Origin of the sequence: Anaerosoma tenue, from assembly GCF_023161965.1 — a bacterium.
Taxonomy (GTDB): domain Bacteria; phylum Actinomycetota; class Coriobacteriia; order Anaerosomatales; family Anaerosomataceae; genus Anaerosoma; species Anaerosoma tenue.
This window is the reverse complement of the sequence record NZ_JALNTY010000003.1, coordinates 28,347-46,127: the sequence shown is the minus strand read 5'-3', so window position 1 is coordinate 46,127 and position 17,781 is coordinate 28,347. Positions and strand designations below refer to the sequence as shown.

Annotated in this window: 15 protein-coding genes; 11 read left to right on the top strand and 4 right to left on the bottom strand. The window is 66.8% G+C overall.

The features are described 5' to 3' along the window. The first annotated feature begins 243 nt into the window (after positions 1-243). The 5 genes from MSB02_RS07855 to MSB02_RS07835 all read left to right on the top strand — a co-directional run bounded on the left by MSB02_RS07855 (position 244) and on the right by MSB02_RS07835 (position 5,721). Positions 244-609: a hypothetical protein gene (locus tag MSB02_RS07855; RefSeq protein WP_267194685.1), complete on the top strand. Its 366-nt coding sequence runs from the start codon at positions 244-246 to the stop codon at positions 607-609. Between the two features lie 163 nt (positions 610-772). Further along, positions 773-2,122, top strand: a complete 1,350-nt coding sequence (locus MSB02_RS07850; protein ID WP_267194684.1) for a heterodisulfide reductase-related iron-sulfur binding cluster — start codon at positions 773-775, stop codon at positions 2,120-2,122. 5 nt (positions 2,123-2,127) lie between these two features. Beyond that, entirely contained in the window at positions 2,128-3,357 is a 1,230-nt protein-coding gene (locus MSB02_RS07845) for a class II glutamine amidotransferase (protein ID WP_267194683.1), read from the top strand. A gap of 2 nt (positions 3,358-3,359) precedes the next feature. Next, the gene (locus tag MSB02_RS07840; protein ID WP_267194682.1) at positions 3,360-4,871 is read left to right on the top strand and encodes a glutamate synthase-related protein; all 1,512 of its coding nucleotides are present in this window, start codon (positions 3,360-3,362) and stop codon (positions 4,869-4,871) included. 16 nt (positions 4,872-4,887) lie between these two features. Beyond that, positions 4,888-5,721: a GltB/FmdC/FwdC-like GXGXG domain-containing protein gene (locus MSB02_RS07835; RefSeq protein ID WP_267194681.1), complete on the top strand. Its 834-nt coding sequence runs from the start codon at positions 4,888-4,890 to the stop codon at positions 5,719-5,721. Here MSB02_RS07835 and MSB02_RS07830 read toward each other — a convergent pair whose 3' ends face one another. Beyond that, entirely contained in the window at positions 5,722-6,276 is a 555-nt protein-coding gene (locus MSB02_RS07830) for a GNAT family N-acetyltransferase (RefSeq protein ID WP_267194680.1), read from the bottom strand. 150 nt (positions 6,277-6,426) lie between these two features. Here MSB02_RS07830 and MSB02_RS07825 point away from each other — a divergent pair, with 150 nt between their 5' ends. Both MSB02_RS07825 and MSB02_RS07820 read left to right on the top strand, forming a co-directional pair. Continuing rightward, positions 6,427-7,773: a glutamine synthetase family protein gene (locus MSB02_RS07825; RefSeq protein ID WP_267194679.1), complete on the top strand. Its 1,347-nt coding sequence runs from the start codon at positions 6,427-6,429 to the stop codon at positions 7,771-7,773. Positions 7,774-7,880: 107 nt separating this feature from the next. Beyond that, complete coding sequence (locus MSB02_RS07820) at positions 7,881-8,552, top strand: winged helix-turn-helix domain-containing protein (protein ID WP_267194678.1); 672 nt, start codon at positions 7,881-7,883, stop codon at positions 8,550-8,552. Between the two features lie 6 nt (positions 8,553-8,558). On the opposite strand, the gene MSB02_RS07815 is transcribed toward MSB02_RS07820, so the two are convergent. Then, positions 8,559-9,155, bottom strand: a complete 597-nt coding sequence (locus MSB02_RS07815; protein ID WP_267194677.1) for a class I SAM-dependent methyltransferase — start codon at positions 9,153-9,155, stop codon at positions 8,559-8,561. A gap of 147 nt (positions 9,156-9,302) precedes the next feature. Between MSB02_RS07815 and polA the strand changes: the two genes are divergently transcribed. The 4 genes from polA to uvrB all read left to right on the top strand — a co-directional run bounded on the left by polA (position 9,303) and on the right by uvrB (position 16,339). Beyond that, complete coding sequence (polA, locus tag MSB02_RS07810) at positions 9,303-11,936, top strand: DNA polymerase I (RefSeq protein WP_267194676.1); 2,634 nt, start codon at positions 9,303-9,305, stop codon at positions 11,934-11,936. Between the two features lie 286 nt (positions 11,937-12,222). Next, positions 12,223-13,572, top strand: coding sequence for a 30S ribosomal protein S1 (gene rpsA / locus MSB02_RS07805; RefSeq protein WP_267195004.1), 1,350 nt, complete (start codon positions 12,223-12,225; stop codon positions 13,570-13,572). An 81-nt stretch (positions 13,573-13,653) separates the two neighbouring features. Next, positions 13,654-14,265, top strand: a complete 612-nt coding sequence (gene coaE, locus MSB02_RS07800) for a dephospho-CoA kinase (RefSeq protein WP_267194675.1) — start codon at positions 13,654-13,656, stop codon at positions 14,263-14,265. Continuing rightward, positions 14,237-16,339 carry an excinuclease ABC subunit UvrB gene (uvrB, locus tag MSB02_RS07795; protein WP_407653156.1) on the top strand — a complete coding sequence of 701 codons (2,103 nt, stop codon included), beginning with the start codon at positions 14,237-14,239 and terminating at the stop codon, positions 16,337-16,339. Before coaE ends, uvrB begins: the two co-directional genes overlap by 29 nt. Before the next feature lie 11 nt (positions 16,340-16,350). Here uvrB and MSB02_RS07790 read toward each other — a convergent pair whose 3' ends face one another. Next, positions 16,351-17,076: a hypothetical protein gene (locus MSB02_RS07790; RefSeq protein ID WP_267194673.1), complete on the bottom strand. Its 726-nt coding sequence runs from the start codon at positions 17,074-17,076 to the stop codon at positions 16,351-16,353. Between the two features lie 9 nt (positions 17,077-17,085). Next, positions 17,086-17,739, bottom strand: a complete 654-nt coding sequence (locus MSB02_RS07785) for a hypothetical protein (protein WP_267194672.1) — start codon at positions 17,737-17,739, stop codon at positions 17,086-17,088. Positions 17,740-17,781 lie beyond the last annotated feature (42 nt).

Sequence of the window (17,781 nt, the reverse complement as noted above, 5' to 3'; positions counted from 1 at the left end):
AGGCGGGAGCGGACGCGGAGGGTGCTTCGCTCTGTCCTCGGCGCGCTCCGCGCGCCTGCGAAAGGAACGCTGCGCACCCTCCGCGTCCGCTCCCTCCCGCCCGTTCCGCGCGCCTGCGAAAGGAACGCTGCGCACCTTCCGTTTCCGCTCCCGCTGCTCCTCAAGGTTCATGTCGGGGATGCCGATACCTAGGGGTGTATCCACGCCATGACGACCGCAGACCGGCAAAGGAAGTGACCCTACATGGCGACGAACGAAGACTTCGGGCTTTGGCGCCCAACCCCCACCATGCTTGACGATGTGGACGGTGCTCGCGCACGCGATCTGCTCGCCGACTGCTTCTATCACGCGCAGCAGCAGACGTTCACCCGGATGAAGCAGAAGATGGGAACCACGTGGGACGATCAGTCCGTACGCAAGAGCGTGAACGGCGCGATCCGCACGGCGCTTTCGCAAGTCGGCGGCAGCTGGGACGCACCCAAGCGAGAGGACCTCATGGCCGCCGCGCAGGTGTTGGCGCGGCGCGCTCGGTCGTGGGGTACGCCCGATGACATCATCGTGACGCATCAGGCGGAGTACGGCCGGGTGTTGGAGCGTCTGAACGACTGACGTTTCGTTTCGGGCGGGTTTCCAGGACGCTCTCGCTCTGCTACACTACCTGCACCGGCTCAACGGCGAGCCGCCATAGCATGATGAGCAAAGACGCTCACACGGACCCAAGCGGTCCGAGTGGGCGTTTTTTGTTGTCCGGTGAGATGAGAAGGTGGGACGGATGAGGGAGTTCGCGGTCTTCTGGGGGTGCACGATCCCGGCGAGGTTCCCGTTCATCGAGAAGGCGACCCGTGTGGTCTTTGACGACCTCGGCGCCATGGTGCACGAACTCGCGGGCCACACGTGTTGCCCCGAGGGTACGCTCGTGAAGGCGAACGACGAGGACGCCTTCTATACCGCCGCGGCCCGGAACCTGGCCATCGTCGAGAAGGCCGGTCTTGGCGTGGTGACGCCCTGCAACGGCTGCTACTCGACTTTCAAGGAGGCCGCGAGCCACCTCCGCGCCGAGTGGCGTGACCGCGACGCAATCAACGAGCGCCTTGCCTCGGAAGACCTCCGCTACACGGGCGATCTCGAGATCGCGCACTTCGCCGAGTGGCTCGCGGACACGGTGGGTGCAGGCGCGTTGAGCACGCGCGTGACACGGCCGCTGTGGGGCATGCGGGTCGCCGTACATTACGGCTGTCATCTGTTGCGTCCCCAGCCGGCCGTCCGGTGGGACGACCCGCTGCACCCTACGAAGGTGGAGGAGCTCGTCTCCGCTCTGGGCGCGCAGGTGGTGGACTACACCACCAAGATGCAGTGCTGCGGAGGCGCGCTCGACAGGGTGGGCGAGCGGGAGGGGTCGCTCGCGTTCGCTCGCAGGAAGCTTGCCGATGTGCAGAACGAAGGCGCCGACGCGCTCGTGGTGGTCTGCCCGAGCTGCTTCCAGCAGTTCGACCTCAACCAGGCTGCGCTCCAGAGGGCCAACGAAGACGTGCACGTGCCGGTCTTCTACCTTTCGGAGTTGGTGGCACTCGCGATGGGCCATGAGCCCGAAGAGCTCGGCCTCGGCATGCACCGTGTGTCGGTCGACCCGTTCTTCGATCGCTGGAAGGCTCGGTCGGAGGAGAAGCGGCGGCTTGCCGAGCACTTCGATGTGGGCCTGCTGGCCAAGTGCGACGCCTGCCAGGCGTGCAAGGACGACTGTCCCGTCTGCAAGGTCGACCCCGCCTTCCAGCCGAACGAGATCATCGCGGACCTCCTGGCCGGCCGCCTCGATGGCGTCATCGCTGAGGGCCAGCTCTGGAAGTGCATCGAGTGCTACACGTGCCAGGAGATGTGCCACAGCCGCATCGGTATGGCCGGAGTGTTCAGGCAGCTCAAGGAGCTTGCCCTAGAGCGCGGCGCGGGCCCCGAGGCGGTGGGTGCGGCGTATGCGGAGTTCCTCAAGACCGGCGCGCTGGGCAAGCCCAGGGAGTCGGCACGCAAGAAGCTCGGACTTGACCCGCTGCCGGCAGGTGGCGGGGACGCGGTCGCCCGACTGCTCTCACCCACGGTGGGCGCAGCGGACGGCACGGAGAAGGAGTGAGGGTCATGGCGTACGATCTTGGTCGATACGACGGTTTCTCGCCCGACCGGTACAGGGAGGAATCCCCCTACAAGATCCACGGTGGCTGCGGCCTCATGGGCATCTGCGATGAGAGCGGAGCGCTCATGAGCGGCGAGGAGCCCATCAGGGCGATGGCCGTGCAGCGCGACCGTGGCAACGGGCTGGGCGGCGGGTTCGCCGGCTACGGGATCTATCCCGAGTTCCCCGACCACTTCTGTTTCCACATGATGTACCACGACCTTCGCGCGAAGGATGAGGCCGAGGGGCTGCTGAGGGAGAACTTCGCCATCGAGGTGGCCGAGCCGATGCCTACGCGACCGGTGAAGGGGATCACCGATGCCCCGCTGCTCTGGCGGTACTTCCTGCAGCCGTACCCTGAGGTGCTGGAGGAGCGGGAGATGACCGCCGAGGACTACGTCGTGGGCGTTGTGATGTCGATCAACGCACGCGTAGACGGTGCGTTCGTGGCTTCCTCGGGCAAGAACATGGGCGCGTTCAAGGGCGTGGGCTTCCCGGAGGAGATCGGGCGCTACTTCCGGCTGGAGGAGTACGAGGGCCACACGTGGGTAGGGCACAACCGGTTCCCCACCAACACCCCGGGCTGGTGGGGCGGGGCACATCCGTTCACCCTGCTGGACTGGTCGATCGTCCACAACGGTGAGATCTCCAGCTACGGCATCAACAGCCGCTACCTCGAGCAGTTCGGCTATACCTGCTCGCTCGGCACGGACACCGAGGTGGCAGCCTACCTCTTCGACCTGATGCTTCGCCGGCACAAGCTGCCGGTGGAGCTGGCGTGCAAGGCGCTCGCCGCGCCGCTGTGGTCGGATATCGATCGCATGCCCGACCGAGACGCTGCGGTCATGCGTTCGCTGCGGGCCGTCTACGGACCGGGGATGCTCAACGGTCCGTTCGCGATCGTGCTCGGTTTCAACGGGGGCATGGTGGCCCTCAACGACCGCATCAAGCTCCGGCCGCTCGTTGCGGCGCGGAGCGGCAGCCGTTTGATGGTCGCCTCGGAGGAGAGCGCGATCCACACGGTGCTGACGGCTCCCGACGAGGTGTGGGCGCCCAAAGCAGGCGAGCCGGTCATCGCCAGGGTCGAGGGGATGGAGCCGCCGTTCCACAGCCAGCTCCACGCTTCACCGGCCGAGATCTCATGCGCCGTCACGGCGGCCGATGCCTGTCACGAGCTCGAGGAAGTGGCGGTCTGAAGATGCAGCAGACGTTCGTGCAGCCCGAGTTCCGGGTCAAGATCGACTACGACAAGTGCCACAAGTGTGGGCGCTGCGTACAGCAGTGCGGCTGGGGCGTGTACGAGTTCAACGAGCGCCCGATCCCGCATGACGAGAAGTGCCGCGCATGCCATCGCTGCGTGACGTACTGCCCGGCGCACTGCATCACGATCGAGAAGAACACGCTCGCGTTCCGTGACAACGACAACTGGTCGGTGGATGCGCGCACGTCGGTGTGGCGGCAGGCGGAGACGGGCGGTGTGCTGCTCACGTCGATGGGCAACCCGAAGCCGTACGAGCGGATCTTCGACAAGCTCGTGCTCGATGCGTGCCAGGTGACCAACCCGTCCATCGACCCGCTCCGCGAGCCGATGGAGCTGCGCACGTACCTCGGGCGCAAACCCGACGCCGTGTCGGTGGTGCCCGACCCCGAAGGCGGGTTCATGCTCGCCGACGACGGAGGCGTGTCCCGTAACATCAGGCTCGACGTTCCCATCATCTTCGCCCCGATGAGTTACGGGTCGGTGTCGCTGAACGTGCACAAGTCGATAGCGATGGCCGCTCAGCGCCTCGGCACCATGATGAACACGGGCGAAGGGGGCATGCACGAGGACCTCTTCCCGTACCAGGACAACATCATCCTGCAGGTCGCCTCCGGACGCTTCGGTCTGGATCCCGACGTGCTCGATCGTGCCGCGGCCCTTGAGATCAAGATCGGCCAGGGGGCGAAGCCCGGCATCGGAGGACACCTCCCGGGTGAGAAGATCGACCGCGATGTGTCGGCCACGCGGATGGTGCCCCAGGGTTCAGACGCCATATCACCGGCTCCGCATCACGACATCTACTCGATCGAGGACCTGCGCCAGCTCATCTACGCGCTCAAGGAAGCCACGGGCTACAAGCCGGTGGGCGTGAAGATCGCCGCCGTGCATAACGTGGCCGCGATCGCGAGCGGCATCGTGCGGGCCGGGGCCGACTACATCTACCTCGACGGCTTCCGCGGCGGTACCGGTGCGGCCCCTCAGGTGATCCGGGACCACATCGGCATCCCGGTGGAGATCGCGCTGGCGGTGGTCGACCAGCGGCTGCGGGACGAAGGGATCCGCAACCAGGCGAGCATCATCGCCGCGGGTTCCATCCGATCCTCGGCCGATGCCGCCAAGGCGATCGCGCTGGGGGCGGATGCCGTGGCGATCGGCACCGCAACGCTGCTCGCGCTGGGCTGCCACCTCTGCCAGAGCTGCCACACGGGCAAGTGCTCGTGGGGCATCACCACGCAGAAGCCCGAGCTCACACGACGCATCGATCCCGACTGGGGCGCCGAGCGGCTCACGAACCTCGTGCACGCGTGGAGTCACGAGCTCCAGGAGATCCTCGGCGCGCTCGGCGTGAACGCCGTGGAAAGCCTGCGAGGCAGCCGCGAGCGTCTGCGCGCGATCGGTCTCGACGAGCAGACCTGCCGGGTCCTTGGCGTCAAGCCCGCCGGACTGTAGGAAAGGGGTGCCCGGAATGGTGAAAGCAGCAACGAGTGTCCCGCCTGCCGGCGTGATCGAAGGGTACAGGCAGGTCGCACCCCTGGTCGACCGTGACGGTGATGTAGCTGTCGTTGACAGCACGGGCGTGTACTTCCAGCAACTCAACGATGCCGTCAGGCGTCTGATCGACGCAGGCGTGCGCGACGTGCGGATCACCGGGGTGAACGGTCAGCGCTACATCGGCGCCGGGCTCCGGGCGCCGGGTGTGCGCATCAGCGTGGAAGGCACCGCCGGCAACGACCTGGCCATGTTCGCGAACGGCGTCTCTATCGAGGTCAACGGCAACGCCCAGGACGGGGTGGGCAACACCATGAGCGGCGGCACGGTCGTCGTGCGCGGCGACGCTGGCGATGTGCTCGGCTATGGCATGCGTGGCGGCAAGGTCTTCGTCCGCGGAGACGTGGGCTACCGCGTGGGCATCCACATGAAGGCGTACGAGAAGAACGTGCCGGTGCTCGTGTGCGGCGGCAAGGCGCGCGACTTCTTCGGTGAGTACATGGCGGGCGGCATGCTCGTGCTTCTCGGCATGAACGCCCGTGACGGATCGCAGCCGATCGCGGGCTCCTTCCTTGGCGCAGGCATGCACGGGGGCGTCATCTACGTGCGCGGGCGCGTGGAGCCATGGCAGTGCGGAGCCGAGGTGGGGGTCGTCGAGGTCGGCGAGGAGCACATGGCCGAACTGCGCCCGGTGATCCAGGAGTATGCCACGGCGATGGGGATGGACGCCGACGAGATCCTCTCGGCCCCGTTCGTGCGGATCAGCCCGATGAGCCACCGTCCGTACGCCAAGCTCTACGCATCGATGTGATCAGCCGGAAAGGCCGTACCGCTCGTGGAACTCCGAGGCCAGCATGTCGAAGCAGACGTGGTCGTGGAAGCGGCCGCGCATGAACGCGCACTCGCGCTCGCGGCCGGTCTCGGTGAACCCGATGGAGCGGTAGAGATGCACGGCGCGCTCGTTCTCGGTGTTCGCCCTGATGGCGATCGAGTGCAGGCCGAGGTTGTCGAATCCGAATCGCAGGAGCGTCACGAGGGCGTCCCGGCCATATCCCCGGTTCTGATGCGCAAGCGAGCCCACGAAGATGCCGACTTCGGCGCGCCGGTGGAGCAGGATCACGTCGTCGAGTCCGGTGATGCCAACGAGGCGGTCGTCTTCGGCGACGTGGATCTCGAACCGGTACGCGGTGCCCTGGGACCACTCGCGCTCGGTGAGATCGAAGAAAGCGGCCTCCTGCTCGCTCGAGTAGGGCAGCTGGCTGGAGAGGAGCCACTCGTTGACGGCTGGGTCGTTGAGCCAGCCGCGCACTGTCTCGATATGGGCCTTGTCGAACCGCGTGAGATAGGTGGTCGATCCTCTCAGCACCTGTCGTTCCTCCCCGGAATCCCTCGGCATCGTCCTGTAAGGATACCCGAGACGGACAGGTTTCTCGCCCCGTTATCCCACCGGAAACACGCACGAAACACAGCGATCCTACGCTGCTCGTGAACCATGACTCACTGAAAGGAATCCGAGATGGACAAGACGATGGACAAGGACTACGTGCTGAAGAGCGTTGAGGAGCGGGGGACCCGGTTCATCCGCTTCTGGTTCACCGACGTGCTCGGCTTCCTCAAGTCGTTCGCGGTGACCGACAGCGAGCTCGAGGGAGCGTTCGAAGAGGGTATGGGCTTCGATGGCTCATCGATCGACGGTTTCACCCGCATCGAGGAGTCGGACATGGTGGCCTACCCGGATCCCGGGACCTTCCAGCTCCTGCCCTGGCGCAGCAGCGAGGACCACATGGGTGGCACCGGCCGCATGTTCTGCGACGTTCTCAACCCTGACGGCACGCCGTTCGAGGGCGATCCGCGGTACGCGCTGAAGCGCGTGCTCAAGAAGGCCGCCGACATGGGGTACACGATGTACGTGGGCCCCGAGCTCGAGTTCTTCTACTTCGCCGACTCGTGCGGCACCGAGATGCTCGACCAGGGTGGCTACTTCGATCTCACGCCGCTCGACGTGGCGAGCAACCTGCGCCGCGAGACGGTTCTCAACCTCGAGAAGCTCGGCATCCCGGTGGAGTACTCGCACCACGAGGTGGCGCCGTCGCAGCACGAGATCGACCTCCGGTATGCCGACGCGCTCACCATGGCCGACAACGTGATGACCTACCGTCTCACCGTGAAAGAGGTCGCGTACGCGAGTGGCGTCTACGCCACCTTCATGCCCAAGCCGGTACAGGGTGTGAACGGCTCGGGCATGCACGTGCACCAGTCGCTGTTCAACGAGGAGGGCAACGCGTTCTTCGACGCGAACGATCCCGAGGGCTACAACCTGTCGCCGGTGGGCAAGAGCTACATCGCCGGCCTGCTCAAGTACGCCCCCGAGTTCTGCGCGGTCACGAACCAGTTCGTGAACTCCTACAAGCGCCTCGTGCCGGGTTATGAGGCCCCCGTGTACGTCACCTGGGCGCGCCGCAACCGCTCGGCCATGGTGCGCGTCCCGATGTACAAGCCCGGCAAGGAGGTCGCGACCCGCGTGGAGCTGCGCTCGCCCGACCCCTCGGCCAACCCCTACCTCGCGTTCGCGGTCATGCTCGGCGCCGGCCTCAAGGGTATCGAGGAAGGCCTGGAGCTCATGCCCGAGGCCACCAACAACATCTTCCACATGACCGAGGAGGAGTTGGCGGAATCAGGCATCCGCACGCTGCCCAAGGACCTTGGCGAAGCGATCGCGCTCTTCGAGGAGTCGGAGTTGATGAAGGAGGTCCTCGGCGAGCACATCCACAGCTTCTTCGTGGCCAACAAGAAGGCCGAGTGGGCCGAGTACGTGGCGTACGTGACCCCCTGGGAGCAGGGCAAGTACCTGTCGATCCTGTAGGCTTCGCCCGCATCGCGGGATACGCGGTACAGCACGACGGCAATGACGCCGGGCAGGAACACCCTGCCCGGCGTTACACTTCTGTAGAGGGAGAGGAGCGGCCGGGCATGCATGTGAAGCGTGTCGTCATAGCGGCGGACGACGTCCACACGCGGGCGTGGGTCGAGACGGGCGTGGGCGCGCTCGACGCGGCCATCTTCTATTGCCCGGTGGGCGATCTTGAGTCCCGTTTGCTGGCCGAGCCGTGCGATCTCGTGATCGCCGATGCCGGAGAGGCTCCCGACCGGATCATCGCGCTCGCCGAGAATGCGGCGGGGCGCGGCTCGGAACTCCGGTTGCTGTTGCTGGTGCCGGCCGATGTGCTTGAACGTCTGCGTCTGCCGGTGGCCGTGACCGCCGACTTCGTGGTGCGCGGTTCGTCGGCCGCCGAGGTTACCGCCCGGGTGCGTGCGCTCCTGTGGCCGGGCGAGGAGGTCGCGGCTCACGATATCGTCCGTATCGACGACCTTACCCTGAACCTCGCCACCTACCAGGCCTACCTCGGCGACACCGCCGTGGAGTTCACGTACCTGGAGTACTCGCTGTTCGCGTTCCTCGTGACCCATCCCAACCGTGTGTACAGCAGGGAGATCCTGCTCAGCAGGGTATGGGGGACCGATTACTTCGGCGGCGCACGTACTGTCGATGTGCACGTGAGGCGCGTGCGCTCCAAGCTCGGGCCCGAGGTCTCACGACGGCTCGAGACCGTCCGCAACGTGGGGTACCTCTGGCGCGGCTGACCGGGATCAGGCCGCCGGACGCTGTTTGCTCACGGTGCCGAGGAACCGGTAGTCGGCCTTCCTGAGCGGTTCGCACCGGCCCTCGATGCCGCGCTCGGCCATGAACGCGCACATCTGCTCCGGCGTCATGAACGTTGCGGGCTCTCCCACCAGCCGTTCGGCGAGCGCGATCAGGCGCATCGCGAGCGGCCGAGGGTCGAGGTCGAGCACCAGCACGAACCCGCCGTCGCGCACGACCCGTCTGAACTCCGCCACGGCAGCCGTCTGATCGCGGAAGTGGTGGAAGGCGTCGGTCACCACGATCGCATCGAAGGCGTCATCGGCGAGCGGCATCTCCTCGGCGGTCCCCTGAACGGCCGACACGCGCTCGGTGGCGTTCACGTAGGCGAGGATCTCGGCCGTGGGCTCGAGGACCGTCACGTTCGCCTGGAGCGCGTCGGCGAGGAGCGCTGCGAGTTGGCCCGAGCCGCCGCCCACGTCGAGGATGCGGCCACCCGGTTTCACGGCCGGCTCCAGCCACCCCGCGATCGCCTCGGCGTCTTCGGCGGTGAACCGGTCGCCGTACCGGCGGATGAAGGGAGCGGCCCAGTTGAAGAAGCCCATCGCGCTGCCACCTTCGCTTCCCGGAGCGGTGCGCGGCCGGTGGCGTCTCCGTCCTTCCGCGTCGCTTCCGCTGTCAGGCCCTCGGGTACAATCGTGAGCATGCCCGGCCTCGGCTGATGGCAGCGATTCTACTCCGAAAGGCGCCGCATGTCCGAACGCACGATAGCCGTGATCGACGGAAACAGCCTGCTGCACCGTGCCTTCCACGGTCTGCCGCCCACGATGACGGCGCCAGACGGGCGTCCCACCAACGCCGTCTTCGGCTTCATGACGATGCTGCTGAAGATGGTGGCCGATCTGGGGCCGGATGCGGTCGTGGTGGCGTTCGACCGCGGCAAGCCGGCGTTCCGCACCGAGGCGCTGGCCCAGTACAAGATCCAGCGTCCACCCACCGACCCCGATCTCAAGGCGCAGTTCCCGATGATCAAGGAGCTGCTCACGTCGCTCGCTATACCGATCGTCGAAGCGGAGGGGTGGGAGGGCGACGATGTCCTCGGCACGCTTGCGGCACGCGGTTCGGCCGAGGGGATGCGCGTCCTGCTCATCACGGGCGACAAGGACGCCCTGCAGCTCGTCGATGACAACGTCAGCGTGGTGAGCACCAAGAAGGGCATCACCGACATCGTCGTCTACGATCGCGACGCCGTGTTCGAGCGGTACGGGGTCATGCCCGAGCAGGTAGCGGACTTCCTCGGCCTCAAGGGCGATCCGTCGGACAATATCCCTGGTGTGCCGGGGGTGGGCGAGAAGACGGCCGCCAAGCTCCTGCAGGAGCACGGCACGCTCGAGGAGGTGCTCGAGCGGGCGCCCGACATCAAGGGCAAGCTTGGAGAGAACCTCCGTGGGAACGCGGACGCCGCACTGGCCAGCAGGGTGGTCGCCACCATTCGACGCGACGTTCCGGTCGACGTCGACCTGGACGCGGTGCGTTGGGGCCAGTGGGATGAGGCCGAGGCGCTCTCCGCGCTTACGGAGCTGGCGTTCACGTCGCTCATACCGAGGCTCCGGTCCGCGCGTTCGGCGGAGACCGACGACGATCGCCCGGCGCCTGACGCGAGCGCCGCATGGCGGCATCTGACAGGCGATGAGGCTGTCCGATGGGTCGGTGACCTGTGTACGGCGCCGTCCGAAGGCCATGCCGGCGTCGCTGCCGGACCGGCTGGCGAGGAGTGCCTGTTCGACGAGGGACGGGCGGTGGCGTTCGCGCATGACGGCACGGTGGCCGTGCTCGAAGGTGCGGCGGCCGCGAGCGCGCTGGAGAGCGTGCTCACATCGCGCAACGTGAGCGCGGGCGACACGAAGGCGCTCGTCGAGGGGGCCTGTCCTCCCGGCTCCGGGGCGGGGCCACGTGGCAGCATGGCCGAACTGGCGGACCCCCGGCGGCTGTTCGATTGCGGCATCGCCGCCTACCTCCTGGCGTCGAACCGTTCCGACTACGGCATCGCGTCGCTTGCCGCCGAGTACCTCGGCAGGAGCGTGGAGCCCGGTGACACAGCTGCGGAGGCGCAGGCATCGGCAGAACTCGCCGGAGTGCTGCGCGACAGGCTCGAGGGCTGGGGCGCCACGCTCTGCTTCACCGAGATCGAGATGCCGCTCGTTCCGGTGCTCGTGCGGATGGAGGAGACGGGCGTCGGGCTCGACCGCAGCGTGCTGGATGCGCTGTCCGCCGAAACGCATGCGGAGATCGAGACCCTGATCGCCGAGATCCACGACCTCGCAGGGTACGAGTTCACGATCGACTCGCCCAAGCAGCTCGCTGAGGTGCTGTTCGAGAAGCTGGGCCTGCCACCGCAGCGCAAGACCAAGACCGGCTACTCCACCGATGCGGGTGTGCTCGCTACCCTGGCGCCGCTCCACCCGATCGCCGAGAAGATCGTCGCATACCGCGAGCTCACGAAGCTCACGAGCACGTACATCGACGCTCTGCCACGGCTGCTTGGGGAGGACGGGCGGCTGCACACGACCTTCAACCAGACCGTCGCGGCCACCGGGCGGCTCTCCTCATCGGGTCCCAACCTGCAGAACATCCCGGTGCGCACGGACCTTGGCAGGCGGATCCGCGCTGCGTTCGTGCCCGCGCATGCAGGCGATCTCATGCTCAGCGCCGACTACTCACAGATCGAGTTGCGGATCCTTGCCCACCTGTCGGGTGACGCCGGCCTCATCGAGGCGTTCACCTCCGGCGCCGACTTCCATGCGGCGACCGCCGCTCGCGTCTTCGATGTCGAGCCCGGCGATGTCGATGCCGAGATGCGCCGCAAGGCGAAAGCGGTGAACTTCGGCATCGTCTACGGCATCTCGGCGCACGGCCTCGGAGACTCGCTCGGCATCGGGTATGCCGAGGCGCAGGCCACGATCGACCGGTACTTCGCGGCCTACCCGAGGGTGCGGGCGTACCTCGACGAGACCATAGCCGAGGCGCACAAGACCGGCTATGCGGAGACGATGTTCGGCCGTCGCCGCCCGATACCCGAACTCCGCAACCGCAACCACAACCTCAGGTCGTTCGGGGAGCGCACCGCGATGAACCACCCGATGCAGGGCACTGCGGCCGACCTGATGAAGCTCGCCATGATCGAGGTCGACCGGCGGCTGCGGACCGAAGGGTACGAGGCGCGCATGGTGCTGCAGGTCCACGACGAGCTCGTGTTCGAGGCGCCGGAGGGCGAGCGTGAAGCGCTCTCCTCGCTCGCGCGCGAAGCGATGGCCGGCGTGGCCGGGCTTGCGGTGCCCCTCGAGGTGGGGATCGGATACGGGCCCAACTGGGCGGAGGCGAAGTAGGGCGGATCACATGCCGTGGCCAGGGCTGATACAGCCACCGTGCGGATGGCGCAGGGGCAGTGCGCACGTTCGCATCTCTTTCCCGCAGGTGGTACAATCTCTCGGCTACGCGTGCGCGCGTGGTGAGTACAGTCCTATAGGCCCCCGAGAGCATGACTGACCGGAAAGCAGGCGACCGAGACGGCATGGGACCGGGGCCCCGGAAGCACGGAAGGGGCCACCCGACGTGGTAGAAGAGCAGAGCAGCTACATCGAGCACGACGATCGCGAGTACACCGATGAGGAGATGCATGCCCTCATCGACGAGACCATCACCGACTTCGACGACGGTGATCTGGTGACTGGTACCGTGGTCCAGGTCGAGCGGGACGAGGTCCTCCTCGACATCGGCTACAAATCCGAAGGCGTCATCCCGGCGCGCGAACTCTCCATCCGCAAGGATGCCAACCCGGCTGACATCGTGCAGCTCGGTGACGAGATCGAAGCGCTCGTTCTCCAGAAGGAGGACAAGGATGGTCGCCTCATCCTCTCCAAGAAGCGCGCCGCGTACGAGCGTGCGTGGAACGAGATCGAGAAGAAGTTCGAGGCTGGCGAGAACGTCGAGGGCGAAGTCATCGAGGTCGTCAAGGGCGGTCTCATCCTCGACATCGGCCTTCGCGGCTTCCTCCCGGCATCGCTGGTGGATCTTCGCCGCGTGAAGGACCTCCACATGTTCCTGGGCGACCGTCTCGAGGCGCGTGTCATCGAGATGGACCGCAACCGCAACAACGTCGTGCTCTCGCGCCGCGTCGTCCTCGAGGAGGACCGCAAGCAAGAGCGTCAGGAAGTGCTCAACAAGCTGGTCAAGGGCATGATCCTGCCGGGTACCGTCTCCTCGATCGTCGACTTCGGCGCGTTCGTCGACCTCGGCGGCATCGACGGTCTGGTGCACATCTCCGAGCTCAGCTGGAGCCACGTGAACCACCCCTCCGAGGTCGTCGCGGTGGGCGACAAGGTCGAGGTGCAGGTCCTCGACGTGGACATGGGCCGCGAGCGCATCTCCCTCGGCCTCAAGCAGACCCAGGACGACCCGTGGAAGCAGCTCGTCAAGGACTTCCAGGTGGGCGTCATCGTGGACGGCAAGGTCACCAAGATCGTCCCGTTCGGCGCGTTCGTTGAGATCGGCGAGAGCGTCGAGGGTCTTGTGCACATCTCCGAGATGGCCCGCGGTCACGTGGAGAAGCCGGAAGACGTCGTCCGCGTGGGCGATCAGATCAAGGTCAAGGTCATGGACGTCGACCTCGACCGTCGCCGGATCTCGCTCTCGATCCGCGCCGCCAACGAGGAGCTCGGCCTGCCCGACGCCATCCCGGCGCCGGTGGAGGATGAAGCCGCCGAGGAGATCGAAGCGGTGGAGTCCGAGGGTGTCGCCGACGAGGCAGCCCCCGAGCCGGTCGAAGAGGCCGTCGAGACCGTTGAGGCCGAGGAGACCGTCGAAGCTGAGGAGACCGCCGAGGCTGACGATGCCGACGCGGCGCCCGAGGCTGAGGAAGCGGTCGAGGACGAGACGGAGGTCGCCGAGGACGAGCCGGAAGCCGGAGCCGAGGACGAGGCGGAAGCCGGAGCCGAGGATTCCGACGACGGAGACGACGCCTAGCGTCCTCGGCTTCACGAAGCACCTTTCGGGGCTGGGCCTTCGCGAGAGCGCGGCCCGGCCCCGTACCATCTGGAGGTAACCATGTATGTGCTCGCTCTCACCGGCGGACTCGGCTCAGGTAAGTCGACGGCCGCCGAGGTCTTCGCCGACCGTGGCGCGGTGGTGATCGACCTCGACGACGTGGCCAGGACCCTGCTGGACGAGGCGTCCGCGGTGCGTGACCGTGTGATCGAGGAGTTCGGTCCGGACGTGCGCCGCGACGATGGCGCGGTGGATCGCGCTGCGCTCGCGCGGGTCGCCTTCGCTACGGAGGACGCCACCCGCAGGCTCAACGCCATCATGCACCCGGCGATCCTTGCCGCGGTCGCCGGCGCTCTCGACACGCTCGCCCTGCAGGGGGAGCCGCCGCAGGCGGTGGTGCTCGTGGTGCCGTTGCTTGTCGAGTCGCCGCTGTTTCTCGAGCCGGTGGATGCCGTGCTCGCCATCTCGGCCAACGAGGAGACGCGCATCGCCCGGGCGCTTGCTCGCGGCATGTCGCGGGAAGACGCTGAGAACCGGCTTGCGCGACAGGCGGGCGACGCGGAACGGCGTGAGATCGCCGACTACGTGATCGACAACGAGGGCACGCCCGAGGAGTTCCGTGCGATAGTGGCCGAGTTCTGGGATGCGGAGATCGCGCCGCGCGGAAGGTAGTGGGGCAGTGAGGGAGCTCAAGGTCGTCTCTGAGTTCGAGCCAGCCGGCGATCAACCGAAGGCGATCATCGGCCTGGCCGAGGGCGTCCGCGAGGGGCTGAGAGACCAGACGCTTCTCGGCGTGACCGGCTCGGGCAAGACGTTCACGATGGCCAAGCTGATCGAGGAGGTCCAGAAGCCGACCCTGGTGCTCGCGCCCAACAAGACGCTCGCCGCTCAGCTGGCGAGCGAGATCCGTGACGTGATGCCCGAGAACGCGGTCATGTACTTCGTGTCGTACTACGACTACTACCAGCCCGAGGCGTACGTTCCCACCACCGACACTTTCATCGAGAAGGACGCGAGCATCAACGCCGAGGTGGAGAAGCTGCGGCACGCCGCCACGGCCGCGCTGCTCTCGCGCAGGGATGTCGTGGTGGTGGCGAGCGTGAGCTGCATCTACGGCATCGGCTCGCCGGAGGACTACGCGGGGATGGCGGTGTTCCTCGCCGAGGGGGCGCCGTACGACCGCGACAAGCTCATCTACGACCTCATCGACATCCAGTACGACCGCAACGACTACGAGCTCTCCCGCGGCACCTTCCGCGTGCGCGGCGACGTGCTCGACGTCTTTCCGCCCTATGCCGAGGTGCCGATCCGGGTGGAGTTCTTCGGCGACGAGATCGAGTCGATCGCCGAGGTGGACCACGTGACCGGCGAGGTGGTGAACCGCTTCGGCGCAACGCCGGTGTGGCCGGCCACCCACTACGTCACGCCCAAGGACAAGCTCACCGACGCGGTGGCGTCGATCAAGGCGGAGCTGCACGAGCGGTTGGTGCGACTCAACGCCGAGGGCAAGCTGCTCGAGGCGCAGCGTCTGGAGATGCGCACCTCATACGACCTCGAGATGCTCGAGGAGATGGGGTACTGCAACGGGATCGAGAACTACTCGCGCCATCTCGACGGGCGCAAGCCCGGCGAGCCTCCGCACACGCTCATCGATTACTTCGGCGACGACTTCTTGTGCATCATCGACGAGAGCCACGTGACCGTGCCGCAGCTTCACGGGATGTACGAGGGCGATCGTTCGCGCAAGCTCACGCTCGTTGAGCACGGGTTCCGCCTGCCGAGCGCGCTCGACAACCGTCCGCTGAAGTTCGACGAGTTCAGGGCGCGGATACCGCAGACCGTGTTCGTCTCGGCCACGCCTGGCGACTATGAGACGCGCACCTCGCAGCGCGTGGTGGAGCAGATCATCCGACCCACGGGCCTGGTGGACCCCGCCATCGAGGTGCGGCCCACACACGGGCAGATCGACGATCTCATGGCCGAGGTGCGTGAGCGCGCCGAGCGCAACGAACGTACGCTCGTCACCACCCTCACCAAGAAGATGGCCGAGGACCTGGCGGATTACCTTTTCGAGCACGGCATCAAGGTACGGTACATGCACAGCGACATCGGCACGCTTGAGCGCGTGGAGATCCTCCGCGACCTGCGCGCGGGCGTGATCGATTGCCTGGTGGGCATCAACCTGCTCCGCGAGGGGCTCGACCTGCCCGAAGTCTCGCTCGTGGCGATCCTCGATGCCGACAAGGAAGGCTTCCTGCGCAACCACCGCTCGCTCATCCAGACGATCGGTCGAGCCGCGCGCAACGTGTCGGGCGAGGTGATCCTCTACGCGGACAAGGTCACGGACTCGATGCGTACGGCGATGGACGAGACGGAGCGCCGCCGCGCCATCCAGGTCGCGTTCAACGAGGAGCACGGGATCGAGCCGCAGACCATACGGAAGGCGATCCACGACATCGCGCAGTACGTGCGCGAGACGGAGGCCGGCCTCGAGCCGAGCGTGGACGTGGCGGCCGAGCTGGGTCAGCTCCCGCGCGACGAGGTGGCGCGCATCGTCGCGGCGATGGAGGAGGACATGCACGCCGCCGCCGAGGCGCTCGACTTCGAGACTGCGGCACGCTTGCGCGACCAGGTGGTCAAGCTCAAGACAGACGCCGAGTCGTCGACGGCCGATGAGGTGCTGTCGCGCCTGAAGCGGGGCGCTCGCCGGGGGTCGGCTCACGCCACGCGTCGGCGCAAGCGGTAGCTGCACGGCCGCTACGGCTCGTAGTAGGCGTCTCTCGGCTGCTCCTCGATGATGGTGATGTAGTCGCCGTCGACCGTGAACCAGTAGTAGCGGTCGAGCAGGCCGTCGGGGTCGCCTGCCATGTAGATCGCATCGTAGAACTCGCCGAAGCCGACCGTCTGTTTCGCCATACCCGGCCCGTAGAAGCCGATCGGAGGCGTGGTCGGGTACGTGTACATCCACACCTTGACGGAGCCCGGCTTCAGGCGGTGCGATGTGACCGCCGCGCCGTCGGGCTTCGCGTACCAGTAGTCGGCGTTGTAGAACTCGGCGTCCCCCTGGCTGGTGAGCCAGTCAAGCGCGGCGTCGTCGGTGAGGAAGACCGCCGTGTCGATGTCCACCCACAACTCCGTCCACGCCCCGCCGCTCTCATCGCGTATGCCTTCGATCCGGCCGAAGACGCGCGCGTCCTCCGCAGGGGGAGTTGCCGCAGGGGTCGACGGATCGGGCTCGGGTTCGGGCTCGGCGGCGGGCGGCGTCTCGGGCTCCACCGTCTCGGTCGCTGGCTCCTCGGTGGACGTGGTCTCGGCGGTCCCGGTGGTCTCGGCGGCGTCTGTTGCGGTATCAGTGGCCGCTTCAGGGCCGTCGCCAAGCCCCAGCCCGAGCGCGAAGGCTCCGGCGACGACCGCCAGGCCGAGCACCACGACTCCCGCGATCGTTAGAGCCCGCTGCGTGCGAGAGAACTCGCTCCACTTCATCGGAGCCTCCTACGGCAGGTACTGCTGCTCGATGGTCGTGATGGTCGCTTCCGAGACGGTGATCCAGTAGAAGCTCGACCTGAACGCGTCGGCGTTGGGGCCCGTGATGCGATCCACCCACTCGTCCAATGTGAGCGTGTGTCCAGCCGGATCCGAGGTCCCATCATCGTTGACGACCGTCACGACGCTGATGCCCTCCTGCACTGGGAACTCCCGGAGCGCGGGGTTGTCGTTGACGATGTAGTAGTCGTTGGGCGGGGGGGATTCGTCGCCGTGGGCGGTCGCCGCATCGGCCGCTTCGTCACCGGTGAGGAACTGGATGTAGTCCGCCTCAAGGCGCACCGTCGACCCGCTCGTGTCGACCGCGGTGATGATTGCCGGTACACGCTCGGCAGCAACGGGAACGTCAACGGGCTCCTCGTCCTCCTCGGCGGGCTCCTCCTCGGCAGGCGGTTCCACCGGCGCCGTGTCCGTCTCCGGTTCGGCGGGCGCCGCCGGTTCATCCGTCGCGGACTCCTCTTCCGAGGCTGCGATGCGGTCCTCCAGGTCTTGGACCTCTCCCGAGCGGGCGAACCACCCCGCCAGCGCTCCAACCGCCAGGGCGAGCACCACGGCCACTACCACCCAGAGCGTCGTCTTCGTGACGGGATCCTTCGTCGTCAAGCGGATCACCTTCTTCAGCGGGGCGATTGTCTAGTATGTCCC